Source organism: Streptomyces arenae (assembly GCF_022343545.1).
Taxonomy (GTDB): Bacteria; Actinomycetota; Actinomycetes; order Streptomycetales; family Streptomycetaceae; genus Streptomyces; species Streptomyces humi.
Genome location: NZ_JAKQYH010000077.1, coordinates 1 through 20954, shown reverse-complemented (window position 1 = coordinate 20954; position 20954 = coordinate 1). Strand labels below are relative to the sequence as shown.

Below are 20954 nucleotides of genomic sequence, written 5' to 3'. Positions count from 1 at the left end.
TGCGGAACCGAGCGGAATCGAAAGGCGGCCGGGAAGTGACACGAAGTATTCCGCGCCGATAGCCTCCGCCGTGGGGTTCCCTTTCCGTCCTGTGCATGAGATCCGCTGGGAAAGCTGGGGTCCAGGTGTCGCCTGAGGCCTCCTGAATCCATCCCTTTCACCGGGATTTGATTCACAGTTAATTGGTGCACACTGTTTTTTGTTTATACGCCTCCATTTGCGCCGGACTGCGCCGCCTATTACCGATACAACACCGTGCGCTCACCGGGGTGAGTTACGTCAGGTCGAAGCGTGTTGTACGTTTCTTCTCACCGAAGGCTATTCCAACCAGCGGTTCTCGCCGTTGAGAGGGACACGCATGACGAGCCACGCAACCGAAGTCGACCTCGAAAATCTGCTTCGCCGCGCGTTACGGACCTCAGGTACCGGCGCGCGTTGGACGACCGACGCGGACGAGATGTGGTGCCGCCTTGCACACCGGTCCGGTATGCGACTCAGGCAGGGCTGGAAATTACACGTCTCCGCGACGGCGGCCTCCGCTCCCGAAGTGCTGGAGAAATCCCTGGAAGTCCTGCTCCACGAGGAGTCGGGATTCAAGTTCGTCCGTTCTCTCGAACAGGTGAGCGCGCTCAATTCCCGCGCCACACCGCGCGGGAACTCGGGCAAGTTCATCACCGTGTACCCGTCCTCCGACGAGGCCGCGGCCCGGCTGGCGCTGGAGCTGCACGAAGCCACGGCGGGCCTGGCCGGCCCCCGGATCCTGTCCGACCAGCCCTATGCCCCGCACAGTCTGGTGCACTACCGCTACGGCGCCTTCGTCGGCCGGCGGCGGCTGTCGGACCAGGGTCTGCTGGTGTGGTTCATCGAGGACCCCGACGGAAATCCCGTGGAGGACAAGCGCACCGGGCGGTATTCCCCGCCCGCCTGGGCGGTCAGCCCCTTTCCCGCCTCGGTACCGCTGCCACCGCGCCCCGCGAAGGCCGCGAACCGTCCGGTACTGCTCGGCGGACGCTTCTCCGTGCGGGAGGCGATCCGGCACACCAACAAGGGCGGTGTCTACCGGGGCACCGACGTCACCACGGGCGCACCCGTGGTGATCAAGGAAGCCCGGCCGCACGTCGAGGCCGACGCGTCCGGCTCCGACGTCCGCGACTGGCTGCGGGCCGAGGCGAGGACGCTGGAGAAGCTCCAGGGCACGGGGCTGGCACCGGAACCGCTCGCGATGTTCGAGACGGGCGGGCACCTGTTCCTGGCCCAGGAGGAGGTGCCGGGCGTGCCCCTGCGCACCTGGGTCGCCGAACGCTTCCGTGACGTCGGGAGCGAACGCTACCGGGCGGAGGCGCTCGCCCAGGCCGGCCGCCTGGTGGAACTGGTCGCGGCGGCCCACGCCCGCGGCTGCGTGCTGCGGGACTTCACCCCCGGCAACGTCATGGTCCGCCCCGACGGCCTGTTGCGCCTCATCGACCTGGAGCTCGCGGTCCTGGCGGACGACGTCCCGCTCCCGACCCGGGTCGGCACCCCCGGCTTCAGCGCCCCCGAGCGGCTGACGGACGCCCCGGTCTCCCCGACCGCCGACTACTACAGCCTCGGTGCCACCGTGTGCTTCGTGCTCGCCGGGAAGGTGCCGAACCTGCTGCCCGAGGAACCGCCCGGCAGGTCCGCGGAGGAACGGTTCGCCGAGTGGCTGGCCGCCTGTGACGAAACGTTGCACCTGCCGGACGGGGTGCCGGAGACGATCCTCGGGCTGATGAAGGACGATCCCGGCGAGCGCTGGGACCCCGCCAGGGCACGTGCGGCCCTGCGCGAGGCGCACCCGCCCCGGACCACCGCCGACCCGCCCCGGACCGCCGCCGACCCGGCCCGGACCACCGCCGACCCGGCGCATCCCACGGCCGGTCCGCCCTGGACCACCGCCGGCTCGGCGCACCCCACCGCCGGCCCGTCCCGGACCACCGCCGGCCCGGCGCATCCCACGGCCGGTCCGCCCTGGACCACCGCCGGCTCGGCGCACCCCGCGGCCGGCCCGTCCCGGACCGCTGCCGGCCCGGCGCACCCCGCGGTCGGTCCGCCCCGCCCCGCCGCCGGCTCGCCGCGCCCCGCCGTCCGGCCGCCGTGGACCGCCGGGCCCGACACGGTGGTACCGGACGCGGTCGCCGGGATGGTGGAGCACCTCGTCGACACGATCACCCCCGCCGACGGCCGACGGCTGTGGCCCGTGTCCACCCTGGCCGGGGAGACCGACCCCTGCACCGTGCAACAGGGCGCGGCAGGCGTACTGGCGGTCCTGACCCGGTACTTCGAACTCACCGCGGATCCGCGCCTGCCGGATCTGATCCGCACCGCGGGCAACTGGGTCGTCGCCCGTACCGACACCCGCTCCATCCGTCCGGGCCTGCACTTCGGCGGCCGCGGGATCGCCTGGGCGCTGTACGACGCCGGACGTGCCCTCGACGACCGCACGCTCACGGACCACGCCCTGGCCCTGGCGCTGGCCCCGCTGGAGCCGACACCCAGCCACGACATCACCCACGGCCGCGCGGGCAGCGGACTCGCCGCCGCCCACCTGTGGCAGCGCAGCGGCGACCCGCGCCTGGCCGAGCAGGTCGTCGACGCGGCCGACCGGCTGGCCGCCGCCGCGCGGCCCGAACCTTCGGGCGTGAGCTGGCCCGTTCCCGCGGAAGCCGTCTCCGAAGAGGCAGGCAAACGCTATCTCGGCTTCGCGCACGGCACCGCCGGCATCGGCGCCTTCCTCCTCACCGCGGCGGCCGTCTCCCACCGGCCGGAACACCTGGAGCTCGCGGTGGCGGCGGGAGAGCACCTGGTGGCCAACGCCGTGCTGGTCGGCCGCGCCGCCCAGTGGCCGGCCCAGGTCACCGATCCGCCCACGGCCCCGTACTGGTGCCACGGTTCGGCGGGCATCGGCTCCTTCCTGGTCCGTCTCTGGCAGCGGACCGGGGACAAACGATTCGGCGACCTCGCCCGCGGCGCCGCGGGCGCCGTCGTGGAGCGCGCCTCCCGGGCCGCCCTCGCCCAGTGCCACGGGCTCGCGGGCAACGGCGACTTCCTCCTCGACATGGCCGACGCCACCGGGGACCCCGCCTACCGGGCGACGGCCGAGGACCTGGCCCGCCTCATCGTCCGCGAACGCGCCCACCGCGCCGGCCACGTCGTCTTCCCCAACGAGTACGGGGACGTCTCGACGAGCTGGAGCGACGGGTCCGCGGGAATCCTGGCGTTCCTCCTGAGGACCCGCCACACCGACCCCCGGCACTGGACCGTCCAGCTGCCGGGCTGAGCGACAGGAACCCTCCTGCCGCCACCGCACAACAGAAGGAGAATGTCATGGAGAACCAGGCCCTCGAGCTGCTGGCCGAACTGCACGCCCTTCCGGAGACCGACCCGGTCGACTTCGACGGAGCGTCGTTCTCCGGTACGTGCGCGTGCGTCGGCCTCCTGACGCTGCTCAACACCGTCTGTGTGGGCGTCAGCTGCGCCTAGCCGAGATACTCCGGCCGGTGGCCGCCCCCGGGCGGCCACCGGCCGGAGCCGACGCCGCCCCGGCCGGCAGGCCCGCGCGAGACACCCCCGTGGACGAGGACCCGACCATGCAGCCACATGCCGGTGACGACGCCCTCACCCGACCGACCTCCCTGACCGTCGCCCGTACCGGCCCGGACGTCACGCGGCCCACCGCGCGCCCGGCGCCCGCCATCAGCGTCCGCGGCCTGGTCAAGAGCTACCCGGGCCCGGACGGAACCACCACCCACGCCGTCCGCGGCCTCGACCTGGACGTGTTCACGGGTGAGACCTTCGCCTTCCTCGGCCCCAACGGCGCGGGGAAGTCCACCACCCTGGCCCTGCTGTGCGCCCTGGCGCGCCCCACCGCAGGACAGGCCACGGTGGCGGGCGCCGACGTGCGCAGCCGGCCGGACCTGGTCCGCCGAGCGGTCGGGATGCTGTTCCAGCACAGCGCCCTGGACCCGGACCTGACGGCCGAACAGAACCTGTACATCCACGCCCGCCTCTACGGACTGCGCCGCCGCCACGCCCGGCTGCGCGTCACCGAGACGCTGGAGACGGTCGGCCTCGCCGACCGGCGCCGTTCCCCGGTACGCACCCTGTCCGGCGGCATGCGCCGCCGGCTGGAACTCGCCCGCGGCCTGCTGCACGCCCCCCGGGTGCTGTTCCTCGACGAGCCGACCACCGGCCTCGACCCGCACGCCCGGGCCCAGGTCTGGGAACACCTGCGGGCGCTGCGCGACCGGTACGGCTGCACGCTCTTCGTCACCACCCACTACCTGGAGGAGGCGGAGCACTGCGACCGCCTCGGCATCATCGACCACGGCCGGCTCGTGGCCGAGGGCACACCCCGCGCGCTGAAGGCCGCGATCGGGGACGACCGGGTGGTGCTGCGCACCGGCGACGACCAGGCGGCCCGGCAGGTCGTCACCCGGGCCGTGCCGCCGGGCGTCACCGTCACCCTGGACACCGAAGGCGTCCGGCTGCGGGTGCCCGACGGCAGCGCCTGGATCCCGCGCCTGTGCGTGGCGCTGGAAGGCCACGGCATCGCGGTGCACGCCGCGTCCGCGACCCCGCCGACCCTCGACGACGTCTTCTTCCACCACACCGGCCGCAGCATCCACGTCCCCCCGCCCCACGGGACCCCGGCCGCCCCCGTTCCGGGCGGCCCCACGGCGGTGGCCGAGGAGGCCCCATGACCGCGTCCGCCCGGCCGGCCCCGGACGCCCCTGACACCCCTGGCACCCCGGAGGACGTCGGCGGCCCCGGCCGCGCCCCGGGGATCTCCCCGCGCCACGAACTGCGCGCGGTCCACGCCCTGGTCCACCGGGATCTGCTGCGCCTGTCGGCCCAGCGCGTCCACACCGCTCTGATGCTGCTCCAGCCGGTGCTCTACCTCTTCGTCCTGGGAGGCGGTCTGGCCGCCCTGATCCCCGGCTCCTCACTGGGCGTCGGCTACCAGGCCTACCTCTTCCCGGGCATGCTGATCATGACGGTGCAGGCGCCGGCCATCATCGTCGGCATCCGCCTGATCACCGACCGGCAGAGCGGCTACCTGCGCGAACTCCTGATGGTCCCGGTCAGCCGGCCCACGCTCCTGCTCGGCAGCTGCGCCGGCGGCACCCTCGTCTCCACCGTCCAGGGCGCCGTCCTGCTCGGCCTGGGCGGCGCCGTCGGCCTGCCCTACGACCCGCTGCTGCTGGCACTGCTCCTCGCCGCCCTGATCCTCGCCTCCTTCACCATCACGGCCCTGTTCCTGCTGCTGGCGGTGAGCCTGGACCGGCCGGAGATCTTCCAGATGCTGCTCGGCCTGGTGATGATGCCGCTGCTGTTCCTCTCCGGTGGCTTCTTCCCGCTGGACAACCTGCCGCGCTGGGCCCACGCGCTGACCGTCGTCAACCCGCTCGCCTACGGGGTGGACCTGCTCCGCCGCTGCATCGCGCTCCGGGTACCGCACCAGGCGGCCGCCGTGGGCGTCGAGTGGGGCGGCCGGCAGCCTCCGCTGCTCCTGGAGTGCGCCGTCCTGCTGGCCGGCGGGGCCGTGGCCCTGGTCTGGGCCGCCCGCCGCTTCGGCCGCCCCGAGTGACGGGCCGGCGGCCGCCCGCCGCGACGGGCTCTAGGCTGGGCGCCAGTTGCCGTAGAACAGGAGTGCTCATGCCGCAGATCACCGTCGACTACTCCGCCACGGCGGACGCCGCGTTCGACAAGGCGGGGTTCGCCCGGGCGCTGCACACCGCCGTGGTCGAGATCGCCGCCGCCAAGCCGGAGGCCTGCAAGACCCTGTTCCGCGCCGCCGGCGACACGGCCTACGGCTACGACGCCGACGGGGCGCATGTCATCGTCCACGTGACCTTCGGCCTGCTGGCCGGCCGCACCGACGAGACGAAGGCGAAGCTCACCGAGACGACTCTGGAGTTGCTGCGGGAGCACCTGAAGCCGGAGGGGTTCGTACTGCACGCGTCCGCGGAGGTGCGGGACCTGGATCCGTCGTACCGGAAGTACGAGAGCTAGGCCCGCTTCTGCCCGCAGCCCGGCTGTGGGGCCGTCCGGCTGGCCGGTTGTCCGGCTGTCGCGCCGTCGTGGCCGCTCGCGCAGTTCCCCGCGCCCCTTCGGGGCGCTGCCGGACCGCTCCGAGGATCCGTGCCCCGTAAGGGGCGCTGGGGGTCCCCCGGCCGAAGGCTGGGGGAGGAACTGCCCGGCCAGCCACCGCGGCGCGCCGCACCCGCTCGGCGGTACACCGTGGCAGCCCGGTGGGTGCCCTCAGCCGGCCAGTGCTATGAGCCGAGCGGCCAGGTCGGCGAACGGGCCGTCCGTCGGCTCTCCCTCCACCATCCGCTTCACCAGCGCGGTCATCTCCTCGTCGTACGCGGCGCTCACCGCCGTCAGCGCCGCGAAGTCATGGACGAGCTGCACCTCCAGCTCGCCGCGCGGGATGCGCCGGCCGTCCAGCCAGATCAGCGCCGTCGACTCGGCGAGCGAAATCCAGGAGCGGACCACGAGTTCAAGGCGGGCCGGGGCCTCGGTGACCCCGAGGTGGGAGAGGATCTGCTCGTACGCGGCCTGCCGCACGGAGTCGATGAGCGCGTTGGTGGCGGAGGAACCGACCGCGGGCCCGCCGCGCATCAACGCGGCGAAACCGGGCCCGTGTTCGTCGACGAAGTCGAAGAAGCGGCGCATCACACGCAGCAGCCGGGCGCCGAGCGGACCCTCGTGAGGTTCGGTGAAGCGGCCCGCGAGATCCTCCGAGGCCCGCTTCAACGCGGCCTCGTACAGGCTGAGTTTGCCGGGGAAGTAGTGGTAGACCAGCGGCCGCGAGATACCCGCGGCCGAGGCTATCTCGTCGATGGAGACCTCGTCGGGCGAGCGGCGGCTGAACAGTTCGAGGGCTACGCCGATCAACTGCTGCCGCCGCTCTTCGACTCCCAGTCTGCGGCGTACCCCGGTACTCATGCGAACACCTTACCGATCGGATTCGGCCTCCCACGGCCCCGACCCGGCACCCGGGTTCACATGTCCAGCACAAGTCTCCCACTTCGCGCCCGCGACACACAGATCAGCATCGAGTCGGCACGCTCCGTGTCCGTGAGCAGCTCGTCCCGGTGCGCCACCTCCCCTTCCAGGACCCGCTGTTGGCAGGTCCCGCAGAAGCCCTGTGCGCACGAGTAGGGCGTGTCGGGCAGTTCCGCCCGCACCGCGGCCAGCACGGACGTGTCGGCCGGGACCGTCAACGTCCTGCCGCTGCGCCGGAGTTCGAGTTCGAAGGGCCGGTCCTCGCCGGTGTCGGCGAGCGGCGCGAACCGCTCCAGGCGGACGGCCGGGAACCGCTCCTCCACCGCCGCCATCAAGCCCTCGGGGCCGCAGCAGTACACCGCCGCCCCCGCCGGCACCGGCAGCGCGTCGAGGTCCGGGCGCCCGTCCGTGTCCTCCGCGACCACCGTGACCCGCTCGTCCCCGGCCAGCTCCGCCAGGAACGGCATGGAGGCACGGGTCCGCCCGCAGTACAGCAGCCGCCACCGCACTCCGTCCGGCACCGCCCGCAGCATCGGCAGGATCGGCGTGATGCCGATGCCTCCGGCGACGAAGACGTAGGAGTCGGCGGCCGCCAGCGGGAAGCGGTTGCGCGGTCCGCGCACCTCCAGTTCCATGCCCTCGACGACCTGCTCGTGGAGCTCCCGCGAACCGCCCCGCCCGTCCGCGACCAGCCGGGCGGCGATCGTGTACGACGAGGTGTCCGCCGGGTCCCCGCACAGCGAGTACTGCCGGACCAGCCCCGAGGGCAGCACGACGTCGAGATGGGCCCCGGGCTCCCAGGCGGGCAACCGCTCGCCCTCCAGGCGCAGTTGCACGACCCCGTCGGCGACCGTCCGGTGCGCGGTGACCAGCAGGCTGAGCGCCCGGGAACGCGGCCGCCCGGAGGTCGGCGGGTCCAGGGCCGGCAGCGGCCACAGCGGGGAGCCCTCGATACGACGGCGCAGGGCCCGCCTGGCGAGCAGCGCGGCGCCCGCCACCGCGACGGCGGTCCGCAGTCCTGGGGTTCTCACCGGCCCTCCTGTTCGGCGGCCGACGCGGCGGGGGAGGAGGCCAGATAGGCGAGCGCCTGCGCGGTGGACCCCTCCTGGGAGGGGTGGTAGCCGTGGCTGAGGTAGCGCGGGACCGACCTCAGCACGGCGCCGGTCGTCGGGAGCGTGCCGCGCCGGCCCGCGAGGTGGAAGTCCCGGAGCCGGGCGCGGCCTTCGTGCAGCGTCGGGTCGTTCGCCATGAAGAAGCGGGCGCCGCGCTGCCACAGGAACACGATCGCCGTGAACGCCGTCGCCCAGGTCCGCACCCGGCGCGCGTAGCCGCCGTCGACGTGCAGGAACAGGTCGAAGGCGACCGAGCGGTGCTCGACCTCCTCGGCGCCGTGCCAGCGCAGCAGGTCCAGCATCGTCGGGTCGGCGCCCCGCCGGTCCAGCTCCTCGGCGTTGAGCACCCAGTCGCCGAGGAAGGCGGTGTGGTGCTCGATGGCGGCGATCAGCGCGACCCGTTCGAGGAGCCACCAGCGGCGGGCCCTCCCGGGCGGCAGCGTGCGGTCGCCGAGCAGCTTCTCGAAGAACCAGTCGACCTGCGCGGTGTACGGCGTCGGGTCCAGGCCCAGCTCCCTGAGGTGCGGCAGCACCTCGTCGTGGGCCTGGGAGTGCATCGCCTCCTGTCCGATGAAGCCGACGACGTCCGCGCGCAGCCGCTCGTCGCGGATCAGGGGCAGCACCTGCTTGTAGACGTGCACGAACCACCGCTCACCGGCGGGCAGCAGCATGTGCAGCACGTTGATGGTGTGGGTGGCGAACGGATCGCCGGGCACCCAGTGCAGCGGGGTGTCCTCCCAGGCGAAGGACACGTTGCGGGCCTGGAGCGGGACGTGCTCGGGCTCCACCGGTCGCGGCGGCTTGTTGGACATGGCGTCAATGTACTGACGGGTAGCCCGGCTGAGAAGAGCTGCGCCGGGCCTTGTTTACGCGAGTGTCAGCAAGGGTGGTGGCACCTGGCTCAGCGCAGTCCGCCGATCTCGCGCCCGCCCGCCAGCGTCCCCTTCAGGGAGGCCTGGGCTCCCTGCTTCGCCTTGGCCGCCAGCAGCGCGCCCGGCGCCGAGGCGGTGACCCCTCCGGTGGCCCGGATCGATGTGGTGTCGCGGCCGCCCGCGGCCAGCAGGTACCACTGCCCGCCCCCGGACTTCCACAGCACCCCGGCCAGCACCTGCGGATCGCGCGGGCCGCAGGCGGTCACGTCGGCCCCCTTGGCCGCGACCGCCCCGTACCGGCTGCCCGGCGTGCGGAACTGGGCCAGGGACACCGTCCCGTCGCCCCGCCAGGTCTCCGCCCGGGTGCACACCCACGACCCGGTGCCGCCGGCCTCCGGCAGCGGCTGCGCGGCGAACGCCCACGCGTTGACACCGCGCACCCCGGCGGAACGCTCCGCGGCCAGCGAGCAGGCGAACGGCGCCCAGTCCCGCAGTGCCGCCGCCCCGTCGACCTCCCCGGCCCGGCCGGGCTGCCCGGCGGTGAGATGGGCCGGCACCAGTTCGCCCAGGTCGGTCGAGAGCCGCACCCCCTGCGCGTCGGTCAGCTGGAGCACCTCCCAGGACGTGCACGCCCCCTGTTGCAGCGCGGCGCTGGCCAGCGGCCCGGTCACCCCGTCGGTCAGCCCCACGTCCGTCGCCGCCGCGGCCGGCTTCATCAGGTCCCGCTCGGCCGCGCCGGTCACCCAGGGCGCCGTCAGATAGCGGACGTTGCCGTCGGCCCGGCCGAGCACCAGCGCGCTCGCCTCCGCGCCGGTCGCGCCGTCGACACGGGCGAAGTCCAGCGCCGCGCCCGCGGTGCCGTCCTTCGGCTCGGCGTAGCGGGCGATGCGCAGACCGTCGTAGAAGACCGCCACGCGCGCGCTGTCGACGACGCCCGCGTACAGCAGCTGGGGCGGTCCGGACGGGCCGCCGGTCTGGGTGCCGGGGGTCGCCGAGACCCGGACCGTGGGGCCAGGCCGGGCCCAGACCGCGAGGGCGCGGCGCAGCAGCGCGGTGTCGCCGGTGAGGGCGCCGCGCGCGGGCCACACGGAGAAGTCGGTACGGGCGGCCGTCTTCCAGGCGGTGGCCGGGACCTTCGTCAGCCGGGCGGGGTCCAGGGCGGCCCGGGCGGCCGGGTTCTGCGCGTACACCGGAGCGGCCGCGCCGTCGGCGCCCCAGCCGCCGCCGGGCAGCGCGACCAGCGCCCCGCAGACCGCGAGCGCGGCCGCCGCGGCGAGCGCCGCCCTGGTGTGCTGGCGGCGGCGCCTCAGGTCGGTGGGCCGGGCCTGGAGCGAACACGGGTCGAACTCGGGGGAGTCGAGCAGCGGGTACTCGGCCGGCACGCCGTTCGCCTCGGCGAGCGCGGCCTCCGGCTGGTCGACCCCGGCCGTCCTGAGGATCCTGCGGACCTCGCCGTCGGGGAGCCGTTCGAGCCCGCGCAGCGCGTACGCCGCCCGGGCCGGACCGGAGAGGGTGGCCAGCCGCTGGTCCAGGGCGAGTTCGTCGGCGCCGCCGGAGCGCGGGAAGAGCCGCAGGCCCCACACCTGGGGGAGCAGCGGCGGCAGCTGGGCGCGCCTGGGCCACGCGGTGAGCCTGAGCGGGCGACCCGCCTCCAGTGCCGTACGCACCACTTGGAGCCGGACGAGCGCGTACCCGGGGTCGGTGTCCCGGCCGGCCGACTGGGCGGGCACGGCGGGGGCCTGCGTGCGGCCGCGGGGCAGCGCCCGCTGGACGAGGGCGTGCGCGGTCAGGACGCGGCGGCCGCGGCCCGGACCGGGCGGCAGCACGAGATAGGCGAGCCGGACCAGCCGTGGGTAGTGCTCCACGAGCGCGGCCTCGGCCTGCTCGACGTCGACGGCCGGACCCTGGGTTCCGGCGGAGGCGGCTGTGGGTGGCCGGGCTGCATCCTGTGACGCTACATCCTGTGACTGCACGTCCTGGTGAACGAGCCAGTCGTCGGTCGGTCACCGCCACTCGGGTGACCACGGCATCCTGGACCCGCGTGCGATTTGAGCGCCCCGTGGCCCACAGCCGTATCGATGGGGAGGGCCCCTGAGGCATTCCAGGCCCAGCAACGCGACCGGAGGAACAGATGAGGTTGACCCGACCGATGCTCGCGGCGGCCGGCGCCGTGGCCGTACTGGCGCTGGCGGGCTGCGGATCCGGCGACGGCAGCGCGGAGACGAAGATCCCGGTCACCGCGACCGGCAGTCTGGAGAGCCTGGCCGCCAAGGTGAAGTGCACCCCGGACATCCAGATCGACTCCGACGAGGTCCGCCAGGCCATCTGCAAGGTTCCTGCCGGCAAGTTCGTCTTCGCCACCTTCGCCACCGACCGCGGCCAGCGCGAGTGGATCAACGACGCGAAGGACTACGGCGGTTTCTACCTCGTCGGCCGCAAGTGGGTCGTCGTGGGCACCGACAAGCTGGTCAAGACCCTGCAGAACACGCTGGGCGGCTGGGAGGAGATCGGTACCGACCACAGCAAGCACACCAGCTGAGCCGTACCGGCCGTACGGGCGGCACGCACACACGGAAGCGGGCGGTGGGAGAATCCCACCGCCCGCTTCCGTGCTATCCGTCAGTCAGTGCCTACTGGCACTTCTTGCCGGAGTTGATGCAGTTGGCGATGGTGTTCGCCAGGTTGTTCTTGAAGACCGCGATGAAGTCGTCGTGGTCGGTTGCCGCCTTGTGCAGCTGCTCCGGGAAGCCGTCCACCGCGTAGGCGTTCTTCACCTGGCCGTTGACGATGCTCGGCTGCGCGACGTTGTAGACCAGACGCATCGTCAGCTGCGGGATCGCCTTGAAGCCGTTCGGGCAGACACCGCTCGCCGGGTCCGCGAACGCGACGTGCGTGCGGTGGTTGGCGCTGTCGATGTTCGTGCCGTCCCAGCAGCTCTGGAAGGCGAAGGTGCGGACCACCTGGCTGCCCTGCGGGCAGATCGGGTACTGCTCGGTCAGCTGGACCTTGTTCTCGAAGCCGGTGCAGCTCCAGTGCGCGTTGGCGTTGGCCAGACCGTTGGTCGTGGTCTTGGCGTCACCGGTGATGATGCGCAGGAACTGCGGCATCGCGGTGACCTTGCTGGCCGGGCTGCCGACGTACTTGATCTGCGCCTGGACGGGGGTCAGGATCTTGCCGACGTTGCCCTCGGTGCCACCGCCGGCCGCGTTCTGGTCGAAGTCCTGCGAGCCGTCCTGCTCACGGACGACCGGCCAGTAGTACGCCGACAGGTCGCTCTGGTTCTGGCAGGTGGTCTGGTCGGCGATCAGCGTGTTGTTGTTGGCGAAGGCGTCGACCTTCTGGTTGCCGACGTAGTCGTGCAGGTGGTGCGCGCCGTTGGTCACGCCGGGCGCCACGATCACGTTGTCGGTGTTGTGGTTCTTGTTCGCGTTCACACCGCACCTGGTGGTGAACGTACCGGTCGAGGCCTGCTGGCCGTTCTGCGGCTTGCCCTGGACGTTCGCGGCGACCTTCGTGATGTCCACGAAGTCCGCGGCCGTCGGGCCGTTGCCGGCCTGGCCGCCGATGCCCACGTCGACCGGGGTGCTGGCGCTGGCGCTCGGGGCGGCCGTGGCCTGCCCGTTGCCGCCGTTGTTCTGGCCGCCGTTGTTGTTGTTCTGGCCACCGTTGTTCTGGCCGTTGTTGTTGCCCTTGCCACCGTTGTTACGGCCGCCACCCCGGCCCGCGGTGGTCTGGTTCGCGGTCTGCGTGGTGCAGGCCGCGAGCTGGGCCAGCGAGCTGTTGAACTGCCCGCCGACCCGGGTGATGTCGAGCCGGATCCGGTCGATCGTGGCCGCCCGCTTCTCCTTCAGGGGGCCGACGATCGCGTTCTGCACGAAGTTGGCGTCGTTCGCCTGTGCCTGGCGGGTGGAGGCGAGCCGGGAGTAGGCCTCGGTGATCTGCTTGTCGAGATTCGCCAGCTCCCTCGCCACCCCCATCTTGGCCTTGGCCGGCACGCTCGTCAGCTTCTGGCCGACGTCCGGGCAGGAGATGGTCGCCACCGTGGCGGCAGCGGCCTTCGTGTAGTTCTGGGCGGAATTGTTCGACTCGTGCGCCGAAGCATTCATCTGTGCCCAGAGCAGCCCGCCCCCGCCGAGCGCGATGGCCGCCGTTGCGGCGGTGACCTTGACAGCCAGCGGCGAGCGGCGTTTGCGTATGTTGCGTCCCATGGAACTCCTCAGACCTTCCTTGCGGGGCGGCATCGAGGCGCCCGACAGGAGTGAAGCGGCGCCTTCTCATACGCACCTCATCTCAGTGGTGTTCAGCCGCCTCACAAATTCATCAGAGATTTGTTACGCACTTGGGGCACAACTGCCGTTTGAGCTGCGGAAGTTCCGGGAAAATCAGCGGTCGCGGTCAAGGTAGGCCAGCACCGCGAGGACGCGCCGATTGTCGTCGTCCGACACCTCGAGTCCCAGTTTGGTGAAGATGTTGGAGGTGTGCTTGGCGATGGCCCGTTCCGTGACGACGAGCTGCCCGGCGATCGCCGCGTTCGACCGGCCCTGCGCCATCAGCTCCAGCACCTCCAGCTCGCGCGGTGTCAAGCCGCCCAGCGGCCGGTCGTCCGCCCGGCGGGCCAGCAGCTGCTGGATCACCTGCGGATCCATGGCCGTACCGCCCGCCGCGACCCGTCGTACGGCGTCCACGAACTGCTCCGCGTCGAACACCCGGTCCTTCAGCAGGTACCCGACCCCGCCGCTGCCGTCCGCCAGCAACTCCCGTGCGTAGAGCTGCTCGACGTGCTGGGAGAGCACCAGCACCGGCAGCCCCGGCCGGTCCCGCCGCGCCCTGAGCGCGCACTGCAGCCCCTCGTCGGTGTGCGTGGGCGGCAGCCGTACGTCCACCACGGCCACGTCCGGCTCCGACTCCGCCAGCGCACGGGCGAGTTCGGGGCCGGACTCGACTGCGGCGACGATCTCGAAGCCGTAGGCCTCCAGCAGCCGGGCCAGTCCGTCGCGCAGCAGGAACAGGTCTTCGGCTAGGACAACGCGCACGGAATCTCCATGGTGACCATGGTGGGACCGCCCGCGGGACTGCTGACGGCCAGGACGCCGTCGAATGTACCGAGCCGTCGCTCCACCCCGGCGAGCCCGGAGCCCGCGCCGACCACCGCTCCGCCCCGGCCGTGGTCGGTGACCGAGATCCGCAGCATCCCGCCGCCTTCTCCCACGTGGTGCAGGTCCACCCAGATCCGGTCCGCGCCGGAGTGCTTGACCGCGTTGGTCAGCACCTCGCTCACCGCGAAGTATGCGGCCGACTCCACCGGCGCGTCCGCCCGTCCCGGCAGCTCCACGGTCACCTCCGTCGGCACCGGCAGCCGCAGCGCCAGCGCCCGCACGGCGTCCCCGAGGCCACGCTCGGCCAGCACCGGCGGATGGATGCCCCGGACCAGGTCCCGCAGCTCGCCCAGGGCCTCCACGGAGGCCCGCCGGGTCCGCGCGAGGAGCTCCCGCGCCTTCGCCGGGTCCTTGTCCATCAGCATCTCGACGGTCCCGAGGTCCATGCCCATGGCCACCAGACGGGCCTGCGCCCCGTCGTGCAGATCCCGCTCGATCCGCCGCAGCTCGGCGGCCGAGGTGTCCACCGCGTCCTTCCGCGTCTCGGTCAGCACCCTTACCCGCTCCACGAGTTCGCCCTCACCGGGGTCGAGGACGGCACGGGTGAGCCGGAAGTGCGCGGTGAGCAGGCGCGGGCCCAGGTACCAGGCACCGACCAGCAGCACGACGGCGGTGGCGGCGGCCCCGAACGCGGTGGGCGGGCCGGAGACCGGCACGAACGCGTACCAGTAGGTCCCGCCGCCGGACAGCACCCGCCACAGCCCGGCGGCCACCGCGAACCCCTCCAGCGGATAGAGCAGCAGCACCGCCGGCAGCAGCGCGGTCACGAACCCGGCCGTCATGTCCACGAACAGCCACAGCACGTCCCGTCCGGCCTGCGGGTCCCGCAGCATCCCGAAGGTCCTGGCCCACGGGTTGGCGTCCGCCGGGAGCGGCCGGTACGCCGACCGGATCCGCACCCCGCACCACTCGTACGCCAGCCGCCGCCGTACGTCCGCCACGTCCCGGACCCCGCCGAGGATCCACGGGGTCGTGACGATCCCGACGCCGATCGGGATCAGCGCCACCGAGACCGCGGTCAGGACGAAGCAGAGAACCGAGACCGGCAGGATCACCAGGGCCAGCACCAGCCCCCGCACGGCGGCGAGCAGCACCTCCCGCGCCCGGCCACGGAAGCCACCGCTGTTCGTGTTCGTCGTCATGGCGTCAGTCTGTCCGACCCCACAGCCACCGGTCACTGGCCCGAAGCCCCATGTCAGGGGGTGGTGCCAGCTACACCCCGGGGACTCGCGTCGTCCCCGAGGGACAGTGCCCCGAAGGGGCGCGGGGAACTGCGCGATCAGCCCCCACGGACCCGCACACAGCTCACGCCCTGCCCGTCGGAACCCCGAGGACCCGCGCCTCGACATCGGGGTCCAGCCCCACGGCCGGCCGGCCCTCACGCGCCGGCGCCGCCCCGCCGATCTCCTGGAGCCAGCGCCATGTGTCGGCCACCGTCTCCACCGCCGGCCGGCACACCAGACCCGTCGCCAGGGCCCGGGAGACGTCCATGCCGTACATGCAGTCGTACGACTCGCTGTCCGGCGGCAGCCACACCGGCAGCTGCGTCCACGGCTCGATCCCGGCCGCCAGGATCGACTCCGGCGCCGTCCACCGCAGTTCCGCGTCCGAGCCGGTCACCCGGCGGCAGGCATCGAGGAGTTCACCCATCGTGGCGTGCCCCGTCGGACCGACCAGGTTGTACGGCCCGGAAAGGCCCGCCTCCACCGCGCCGAGGGTCCACTCGGCGAGATCCCGGGCGTCCACGAACTGGAGGGCGAGGTCACGCGGGCCCGGTGCGAGGACCGGGCCGCCCCGCGCGATCCGGTTCAGCCACCACGGCAGCCGGCCCACGTTCTCGTACGGTCCGAGGATCTGCCCGGCGCGTACCAGGACCGAGCCGTCCGGGCCGAAGGACTCGACGGCGGCCAGCTCACCGCCCAGCTTGTCCTGCGCGTACTCGGTCTGACCCGCGTCCGCCCGGGCCCCCGCCACCACGGCCGTCTCCTCGGTGTGACCGGCCGGGCGCGGCCACTCGTACACCGAGCAGCTCGACACGTACACGTACCGCCCGGCGCGGCCCCGCAGCAGCCGCGCCGTCTCCCGGACCGCCCGGGGCGCGGCCGACCAGGTGTCGACGACCGCGTCCCACTCGCCGCCCCCGTCGAGGGCGGCGAGACCGTCCGGCGCGGTGCGGTCACCGTGCAGCGACCGCACCCCGGGGACGGGCCGGTGCCGCCCCCGGTTGAGGACGGTCACCTCCCAGCCGCGTCCGAGCGCCGCCTCGGCGACGGCCCGTCCCACGAACTCCGTTCCACCCAGCACGAGAAGTCTCATGCCGGTGATCGTGCCCGGTGACGGCACCGCACGGAACCGGAATCTGCCGAGGGCAGAGCGTCCCGGTCCCGGCCGGCTCAGCGGCCCGTCGGCGGGGTGTACTTGTAGCCGACCCGGCGGACCGTCTGGATCGTCCGGCGGTGCTCCGCGCCCAGCTTGCGGCGCAGGCGGGCGACATGGACGTCGACCGTGCGGCCGTCGCCGACGTGGCCGTAGCCCCAGACCGTGGTGACCAGCTGGTCGCGGGTGTGCACCCGGTTGGGGTGCGCGACCAGATGGGCGAGCAGCTCGAACTCCAGGTATGTGAGGTCGAGTTCACGGCCGTCGACCTGGGCGGTGCGCTGCACGGTGTCGACGGTGACGAGCGGCTCACCGGCGGCGGCCGGGACCGGCTGCTCGTCGGCGGTCTCCGGCCGGTCCGGGACCGCGACCGGCAGGAACGGCGGCTGCTGGTCCGCCGGGACCAGCACCAGGTAGCCGATCATCGGCGGCTGGCCCGGCAGGGTGGGCAGGGTGTGCTGCGGAGCGGGCAGCCACGTGGCGCCCGGGGGCAGCAGGCCCGTCATGTCCACGACCTCGTCCCGGTCGACGGCACGCAGCCGGTGCCGGGGAGCGGGGGAGGAGGCGGCGAGGGCGGGAGCGGGGGAGAGAGAACGAGTGGTCGCCATGAGACGTCAGCTCTTTCGCGCGAGGAGTTCGTCGGTCGGGACGACGGCCGCGATTCGTGGTCGGGCGCGCCGGGACGTACTGCGTTCCGCGCTGGCCGAAGGCCGGGGTGTACGGCTTTAGAGGGCCCGCGCGTTCGTCGCGCGGCAACACACCCGGTCGAAGTCGTGGTGCTGACGGGAAGGCCAGAACGGCTCGAGGTCATGGCGACCCGTCGCGGTGTAGTTCTGGTAGCTGACCATGCGCCCATTGAAGCAGACACAGCCCCGAAACAGGACCCTCCTCTCACTGCTTGGACGCTTCCCGGATGTGACGGCGGCCTCGCCCACCTCACCCCACCAGGCGTTTGTGCCAGGTCAGGGGAGTGAGCTCGACCGCCTTGTCCGGATTGCCGTCCCACACTGCGGACAACCCGGCGTCCACCAGTGCGGCGACCACCCTGCGGCCGACGCCCGGTCGTCCCGCAGGAGCGGCAGCAGGTGAAGTCCCCGCGGGCCACGATGCCTTGACGCTCCAAGGCCGTGAACGCCTGCCGGACGGCGCACCGCCGACGACGGCATACGGGACTGACGACGCGGCCCCGGCAGCCGGAAGGGGCGCCCGCCGGTGAACGGCGGACGCCCCTTCGGGAGGAACCGGACGCGGATCAGACCTGGCCGGCCTTCTCCAGGGCGGAGCAGCAGGTGTCGACGATCAGCCGGGTCACCAGGTACGGGTCGACGTTGGCGTTCGGACGGCGGTCCTCGATGTAGCCCTTGCCGTCCTTCTCGACCTGCCACGGGATGCGGACCGAGGCACCGCGGTTGGAGACGCCGTAGGAGTACTCGTTCCACGGGGCGGTCTCGTGCAGACCGGTCAGGCGGTCGTCGATGCCGGCGCCGTAGTTCTTGACGTGGTCGAGCGGCTTGGAGCCCTCACCGAGCGACTCGCAGGCGGTGATGATGGCGTCGTAGCCCTCGCGCATCGCCTTGGTGGAGAAGTTGGTGTGCGCGCCGGCGCCGTTCCAGTCGCCCTTGACCGGCTTGGGGTCGAGGGTGGCGGAGATGCCGAAGTCCTCGGCGGTGCGGTAGAGCAGCCAGCGGGCCACCCACAGGTGGTCGGAGACCTCCAGCGGGGAGACCGGGCCGACCTGGAACTCCCACTGGCCTGGCATGACCTCGGCGTTGATGCCGGAGATCGCCAGACCCGCCTTCAGGCAGTTGTCCAGGTGCGCCTCGACGATCTCGCGGCCGAAGATCTCGTCGGCGCCGACACCGCAGTAGTAGCCGCCCTGGGGGGCCGGGAAGCCGCCCTCGGGGAAGCCCAGCGGGCGGGCGCCGTCGAAGAAGGTGTACTCCTGCTCGATGCCGAAGATCGGCTCCTGCGCGGCGAACTTCGCCGCGACCTCGGCCAGCGCGGCACGCGTGTTGGAGGGGTGCGGGGTGAAGTCGATGTCCAGGACCTCGCACAGGACGAGAATGTCGTCGCCGCCGCGGATCGGGTCCGGACAGGTGAAGACCGGCTTCAGTACACGGTCCGAGGAGTGCCCCTCGGCCTGGTTCGTGGAGGACCCGTCGAAGCCCCAGATCGGCAGCGCGTCCAGACCGGCGGGGGCGCCCGCGATGATCTTCGTCTTGGAACGCAGCTTGGCCGTCGGCTCGGTGCCGTCGATCCAGATGTACTCAGCCTTGAAGGTCACGGGCCACATCCTTCGGGGGTGGGTCGGGCGCACTTGCGGGTGCAGCGGCGCTACGGCACCGGAGCGCCGCCTTTCTGCCCGGCAGCCTGTCAACAGGCGATTTCCCGATCATTGCTCGGATGTGAACCCCGTGTTACCTGGCGGTTCTGTGGTGGGACTCACGTCGTGAGGTCCGGTGAGATGGGGTAGGGGCCCCAATTCGGGCACCGTACGGAACCGTCGTGCGGCGGCCGCCGGCTTTCCCTCCGTCAAAGCCGGCGGCCGGATCTCAGCCCGTGGTCCCGGTCAGCCGACCTTCTCGATCACCGCTCGGCGGATCAGGAACTTGCCGGGCTCCCGGACCTGTTCGAAGGCCGCGTTGTTGAGCAGTACGCAACTGCCGGAGACCGAGGTGACCTTCACCGTCGTGGACTTGTTGTTGTCCAGGTTGGTGACCTTCAGCGTGGTCCCCGCCGGGAACTGGTTGCTGGAGGCGGCCGGTGCGCCCGCCTCGCCGGACAGGGTGACGGTCGAGCCCTTGCAGACCTGCTGCCCGGACGCGGCCGCCGCGCCGCCGGTGTTGCCGGTGGCCGCGCTCTGCGAGGGCGCCGCGGTCTGCTGACCCGTCTGACCGGTCTGGCCCGTCTGGCCCGTCTGGCCCGTCTGCGTGCCGCCCGCCGCCTGGGAGCCCTGAGCCGACTCCCCAACGACGCAACCGGACGCCTTCTGCTGGACCTTGATCTGTTCGATGACCGCCTGCCGGTTGGCGATCCTGGCCGCCGACTGGGCGTCCGGGTTCGCCTGCTGCCCGGCGATGAACTTCTGGTTGTTGCCGAGAGCCGTGGCCAGCCCCGAGCAGACGGTCGAGTCCGCGGCCGACGACAGCGTCTTGGCGTTCTGCGGTGTCTGCGCGGCGTTCGAGGTGGACGCCAGGGCGAAGGCTCCGCCGCCCGCGACCGCCGCGGCACTGACGAGCAGCGCGACCTTCTTCTTTGCGCTGAGGTTTCTCCTGCGCGACATGCGCGCCTCCTGAGGGGAAGGGGGAGTGCGTACGTCGCTAGGTACGAGATGTCGAACGTCGTTACTCAGCGGTTACAGGAGTCAGCTGAAGTAACCTGCGTCACACCGGAGTTGAGGGGTGTTCAGTTCTTGCCCCTGGCCAGGGCCTCTTGTACCGCCTCGTCGGTGCGGGCGACGAGCGCCGTGCCGTCGTCGGCGGTGATGATCGGCCGCTGGATGAGCTTCGGGTGCTCGGCGAGGGCGCGGATCCACCGCTCGCGCGACGCCGCGTCCCGGGCCCACTCCTTCACGCCCAGTTCCTTGGCGGCCGGCTCCTGGGTGCGGGTGATGTCCCACGGTTCGAGCCCGAGCCGGCCGAGCACGGACCTGATCTCGTCCTCGCCCGGCACGTCGTCCAGATAGCGGCGGACCGTGTAGTCGGCTCCCTCGGCGTCGAGCAGGCTGATCGCGCTACGGCACTTCGAGCAGGCGGGGTTGATCCAGATCTCCATGCGGGGAACGGTACGCGAGCCGTCCTCCCGAGCGCGATCTGTTCGATTTTCGGGACTGTCGCGCAGGCCCCGCCCGCCCATCCCGCCACAACCGAAATACCCGTCCTCATCAGGGGAGTTAACCGTCCTCGCGGCCTGTCTCGTTGTCCGTGGGGGCCGGTACACTGGGAGCAGTGTTCGAGAGAGTCGCCGGGGCGTCCGGCGGCGCTCCGACCGCGACAGGAGGATGCCCGTGCCCGCTGCCGCACTGAAGCCGAAGCCGTTGCCGACCCAGTCCACCGCGAAGCGTGCCGTCGTGCTCGACTCGCCCTACGCGCCGGTGGAGAAGCGCCCGCTGCCGGCCGGGCGGCCCCGCGACTGGTACGTCACGCACAACCGCCGCCTCAAGGCCATGCGCCTCGCCATCGCCCTGCTCGACTCCGGCGTGTACCTGCCGGTCCAGGCCCGGAACGAGACGATACGGAGCACGGCGGAGAGCATCGGAGTCCACCCGCCGTCGGACACGACGTGCCACATGGTGCGGGCGCTGATGCGATACGCAAGGTGAACACCGGGCCCGGGCGCAGCGACCCTCCGCCGCGCCCGGCCCCTTCACACTCGACCCCCCGCCCCCGCGCCCCGCGCTCGGCGCCCCC

General features: G+C 72.4%; 19 protein-coding genes and 1 pseudogene. 7 read left to right on the top strand and 13 right to left on the bottom strand.

Annotated elements, in window-relative coordinates; genetic code table 11:
- Positions 1 to 358 precede the first annotated feature (358 nt).
- From lanL to MB828_RS37420, 5 genes are all read left to right on the top strand, one after another.
- The gene (gene lanL / locus MB828_RS37440) at positions 359 to 3295 is read left to right on the top strand and encodes a class IV lanthionine synthetase LanL (RefSeq protein WP_301652055.1); all 2937 of its coding nucleotides are present in this window, start codon (positions 359 to 361) and stop codon (positions 3293 to 3295) included.
- A gap of 47 nt (positions 3296 to 3342) precedes the next feature.
- Positions 3343 to 3498 (top strand): VenA family class IV lanthipeptide, encoded by a 156-nt coding sequence (locus MB828_RS37435; protein WP_165941413.1) that lies wholly within the window; start codon positions 3343 to 3345, stop codon positions 3496 to 3498.
- Between the two features lie 107 nt (positions 3499 to 3605).
- Positions 3606 to 4718, top strand: coding sequence for an ATP-binding cassette domain-containing protein (locus MB828_RS37430; RefSeq protein ID WP_301652054.1), 1113 nt, complete (start codon positions 3606 to 3608; stop codon positions 4716 to 4718).
- Entirely contained in the window at positions 4715 to 5605 is an 891-nt protein-coding gene (locus tag MB828_RS37425) for an ABC transporter permease (RefSeq protein ID WP_301652053.1), read from the top strand. The genes MB828_RS37430 and MB828_RS37425 overlap by 4 nt, the downstream gene beginning before the upstream one ends.
- Before the next feature lie 68 nt (positions 5606 to 5673).
- Positions 5674 to 6030: a 5-carboxymethyl-2-hydroxymuconate Delta-isomerase gene (locus MB828_RS37420; RefSeq protein WP_046728274.1), complete on the top strand. Its 357-nt coding sequence runs from the start codon at positions 5674 to 5676 to the stop codon at positions 6028 to 6030.
- Positions 6031 to 6279: 249 nt separating this feature from the next.
- Here MB828_RS37420 and MB828_RS37415 read toward each other — a convergent pair whose 3' ends face one another.
- The 4 genes from MB828_RS37415 to MB828_RS37400 form a co-directional block, all read right to left on the bottom strand.
- Complete coding sequence (locus tag MB828_RS37415; protein WP_133022306.1) at positions 6280 to 6969, bottom strand: TetR/AcrR family transcriptional regulator; 690 nt, start codon at positions 6967 to 6969, stop codon at positions 6280 to 6282.
- Positions 6970 to 7025: 56 nt separating this feature from the next.
- On the bottom strand, positions 7026 to 8060 hold the full coding sequence (locus MB828_RS37410; RefSeq protein ID WP_301652052.1) for a PDR/VanB family oxidoreductase: 1035 nt from the start codon (positions 8058 to 8060) through the stop codon (positions 7026 to 7028).
- Positions 8057 to 8953, bottom strand: a complete 897-nt coding sequence (locus MB828_RS37405; RefSeq protein WP_301652051.1) for a metal-dependent hydrolase — start codon at positions 8951 to 8953, stop codon at positions 8057 to 8059. Before MB828_RS37405 ends, MB828_RS37410 begins: the two co-directional genes overlap by 4 nt.
- Positions 8954 to 9042: 89 nt before the next feature.
- Positions 9043 to 10986 (bottom strand): hypothetical protein, encoded by a 1944-nt coding sequence (locus MB828_RS37400; protein WP_301652050.1) that lies wholly within the window; start codon positions 10984 to 10986, stop codon positions 9043 to 9045.
- 158 nt (positions 10987 to 11144) lie between these two features.
- Here MB828_RS37400 and MB828_RS37395 point away from each other — a divergent pair, with 158 nt between their 5' ends.
- Complete coding sequence (locus MB828_RS37395) at positions 11145 to 11552, top strand: hypothetical protein (RefSeq protein ID WP_133022310.1); 408 nt, start codon at positions 11145 to 11147, stop codon at positions 11550 to 11552.
- A gap of 91 nt (positions 11553 to 11643) precedes the next feature.
- On the opposite strand, the gene MB828_RS37390 is transcribed toward MB828_RS37395, so the two are convergent.
- From MB828_RS37390 to MB828_RS37350, 9 genes and pseudogenes are all read right to left on the bottom strand, one after another.
- Positions 11644 to 13221, bottom strand: coding sequence for a DUF1996 domain-containing protein (locus MB828_RS37390; RefSeq protein WP_301652049.1), 1578 nt, complete (start codon positions 13219 to 13221; stop codon positions 11644 to 11646).
- Between the two features lie 174 nt (positions 13222 to 13395).
- Positions 13396 to 14046: a response regulator transcription factor gene (locus MB828_RS37385; protein WP_301652048.1), complete on the bottom strand. Its 651-nt coding sequence runs from the start codon at positions 14044 to 14046 to the stop codon at positions 13396 to 13398.
- The gene (locus MB828_RS37380; protein WP_301652047.1) at positions 14031 to 15311 is read right to left on the bottom strand and encodes a sensor histidine kinase; all 1281 of its coding nucleotides are present in this window, start codon (positions 15309 to 15311) and stop codon (positions 14031 to 14033) included. Before MB828_RS37380 ends, MB828_RS37385 begins: the two co-directional genes overlap by 16 nt.
- Positions 15312 to 15474: 163 nt before the next feature.
- Positions 15475 to 16485 carry an NAD-dependent epimerase/dehydratase family protein gene (locus MB828_RS37375; RefSeq protein ID WP_301652046.1) on the bottom strand — a complete coding sequence of 337 codons (1011 nt, stop codon included), beginning with the start codon at positions 16483 to 16485 and terminating at the stop codon, positions 15475 to 15477.
- 77 nt (positions 16486 to 16562) lie between these two features.
- Positions 16563 to 17153: a winged helix-turn-helix domain-containing protein gene (locus MB828_RS37370; RefSeq protein WP_301652045.1), complete on the bottom strand. Its 591-nt coding sequence runs from the start codon at positions 17151 to 17153 to the stop codon at positions 16563 to 16565.
- 328 nt (positions 17154 to 17481) lie between these two features.
- Positions 17482 to 17650, bottom strand: a pseudogene (locus MB828_RS37365) (DUF6891 domain-containing protein).
- A gap of 147 nt (positions 17651 to 17797) precedes the next feature.
- Positions 17798 to 18829 carry a glutamine synthetase gene (glnII, locus tag MB828_RS37360; protein ID WP_301652044.1) on the bottom strand — a complete coding sequence of 344 codons (1032 nt, stop codon included), beginning with the start codon at positions 18827 to 18829 and terminating at the stop codon, positions 17798 to 17800.
- Positions 18830 to 19114: 285 nt separating this feature from the next.
- Positions 19115 to 19828, bottom strand: a complete 714-nt coding sequence (locus MB828_RS37355) for a hypothetical protein (protein ID WP_301652043.1) — start codon at positions 19826 to 19828, stop codon at positions 19115 to 19117.
- 122 nt (positions 19829 to 19950) lie between these two features.
- Entirely contained in the window at positions 19951 to 20319 is a 369-nt protein-coding gene (locus MB828_RS37350; RefSeq protein ID WP_301652042.1) for an arsenate reductase family protein, read from the bottom strand.
- 232 nt (positions 20320 to 20551) lie between these two features.
- On the opposite strand from MB828_RS37350, the gene MB828_RS37345 reads away from it, so the two are divergent.
- A complete protein-coding gene (locus MB828_RS37345) occupies positions 20552 to 20866 on the top strand; it encodes a hypothetical protein (RefSeq protein WP_133029090.1) in 315 nt (104 codons plus the stop codon).
- Positions 20867 to 20954 lie beyond the last annotated feature (88 nt).

What these genes read in the sequence shown, in the direction of transcription:
- MB828_RS37390 (WP_301652049.1), bottom strand. Translation starts at nt 13,221, where the DNA reads ATGGGACGCAACATACGCAAACGCCGCTCGCCGCTGGCTGTCAAGGTC.
- lanL (WP_301652055.1), top strand. Translation starts at nt 359, where the DNA reads ATGACGAGCCACGCAACCGAAGTCGACCTCGAAAATCTGCTTCGCCGC.
- MB828_RS37395 (WP_133022310.1), top strand. Translation starts at nt 11,145, where the DNA reads ATGAGGTTGACCCGACCGATGCTCGCGGCGGCCGGCGCCGTGGCCGTA.
- MB828_RS37425 (WP_301652053.1), top strand. Translation starts at nt 4,715, where the DNA reads ATGACCGCGTCCGCCCGGCCGGCCCCGGACGCCCCTGACACCCCTGGC.
- MB828_RS37355 (WP_301652043.1), bottom strand. Translation starts at nt 19,828, where the DNA reads ATGTCGCGCAGGAGAAACCTCAGCGCAAAGAAGAAGGTCGCGCTGCTC.
- MB828_RS37405 (WP_301652051.1), bottom strand. Translation starts at nt 8,953, where the DNA reads ATGTCCAACAAGCCGCCGCGACCGGTGGAGCCCGAGCACGTCCCGCTC.
- MB828_RS37435 (WP_165941413.1), top strand. Translation starts at nt 3,343, where the DNA reads ATGGAGAACCAGGCCCTCGAGCTGCTGGCCGAACTGCACGCCCTTCCG.
- MB828_RS37375 (WP_301652046.1), bottom strand. Translation starts at nt 16,485, where the DNA reads ATGAGACTTCTCGTGCTGGGTGGAACGGAGTTCGTGGGACGGGCCGTC.
- MB828_RS37380 (WP_301652047.1), bottom strand. Translation starts at nt 15,311, where the DNA reads ATGACGACGAACACGAACAGCGGTGGCTTCCGTGGCCGGGCGCGGGAG.
- MB828_RS37370 (WP_301652045.1), bottom strand. Translation starts at nt 17,153, where the DNA reads ATGGCGACCACTCGTTCTCTCTCCCCCGCTCCCGCCCTCGCCGCCTCC.
- MB828_RS37415 (WP_133022306.1), bottom strand. Translation starts at nt 6,969, where the DNA reads ATGAGTACCGGGGTACGCCGCAGACTGGGAGTCGAAGAGCGGCGGCAG.
- MB828_RS37350 (WP_301652042.1), bottom strand. Translation starts at nt 20,319, where the DNA reads ATGGAGATCTGGATCAACCCCGCCTGCTCGAAGTGCCGTAGCGCGATC.
- MB828_RS37420 (WP_046728274.1), top strand. Translation starts at nt 5,674, where the DNA reads ATGCCGCAGATCACCGTCGACTACTCCGCCACGGCGGACGCCGCGTTC.
- MB828_RS37430 (WP_301652054.1), top strand. Translation starts at nt 3,606, where the DNA reads ATGCAGCCACATGCCGGTGACGACGCCCTCACCCGACCGACCTCCCTG.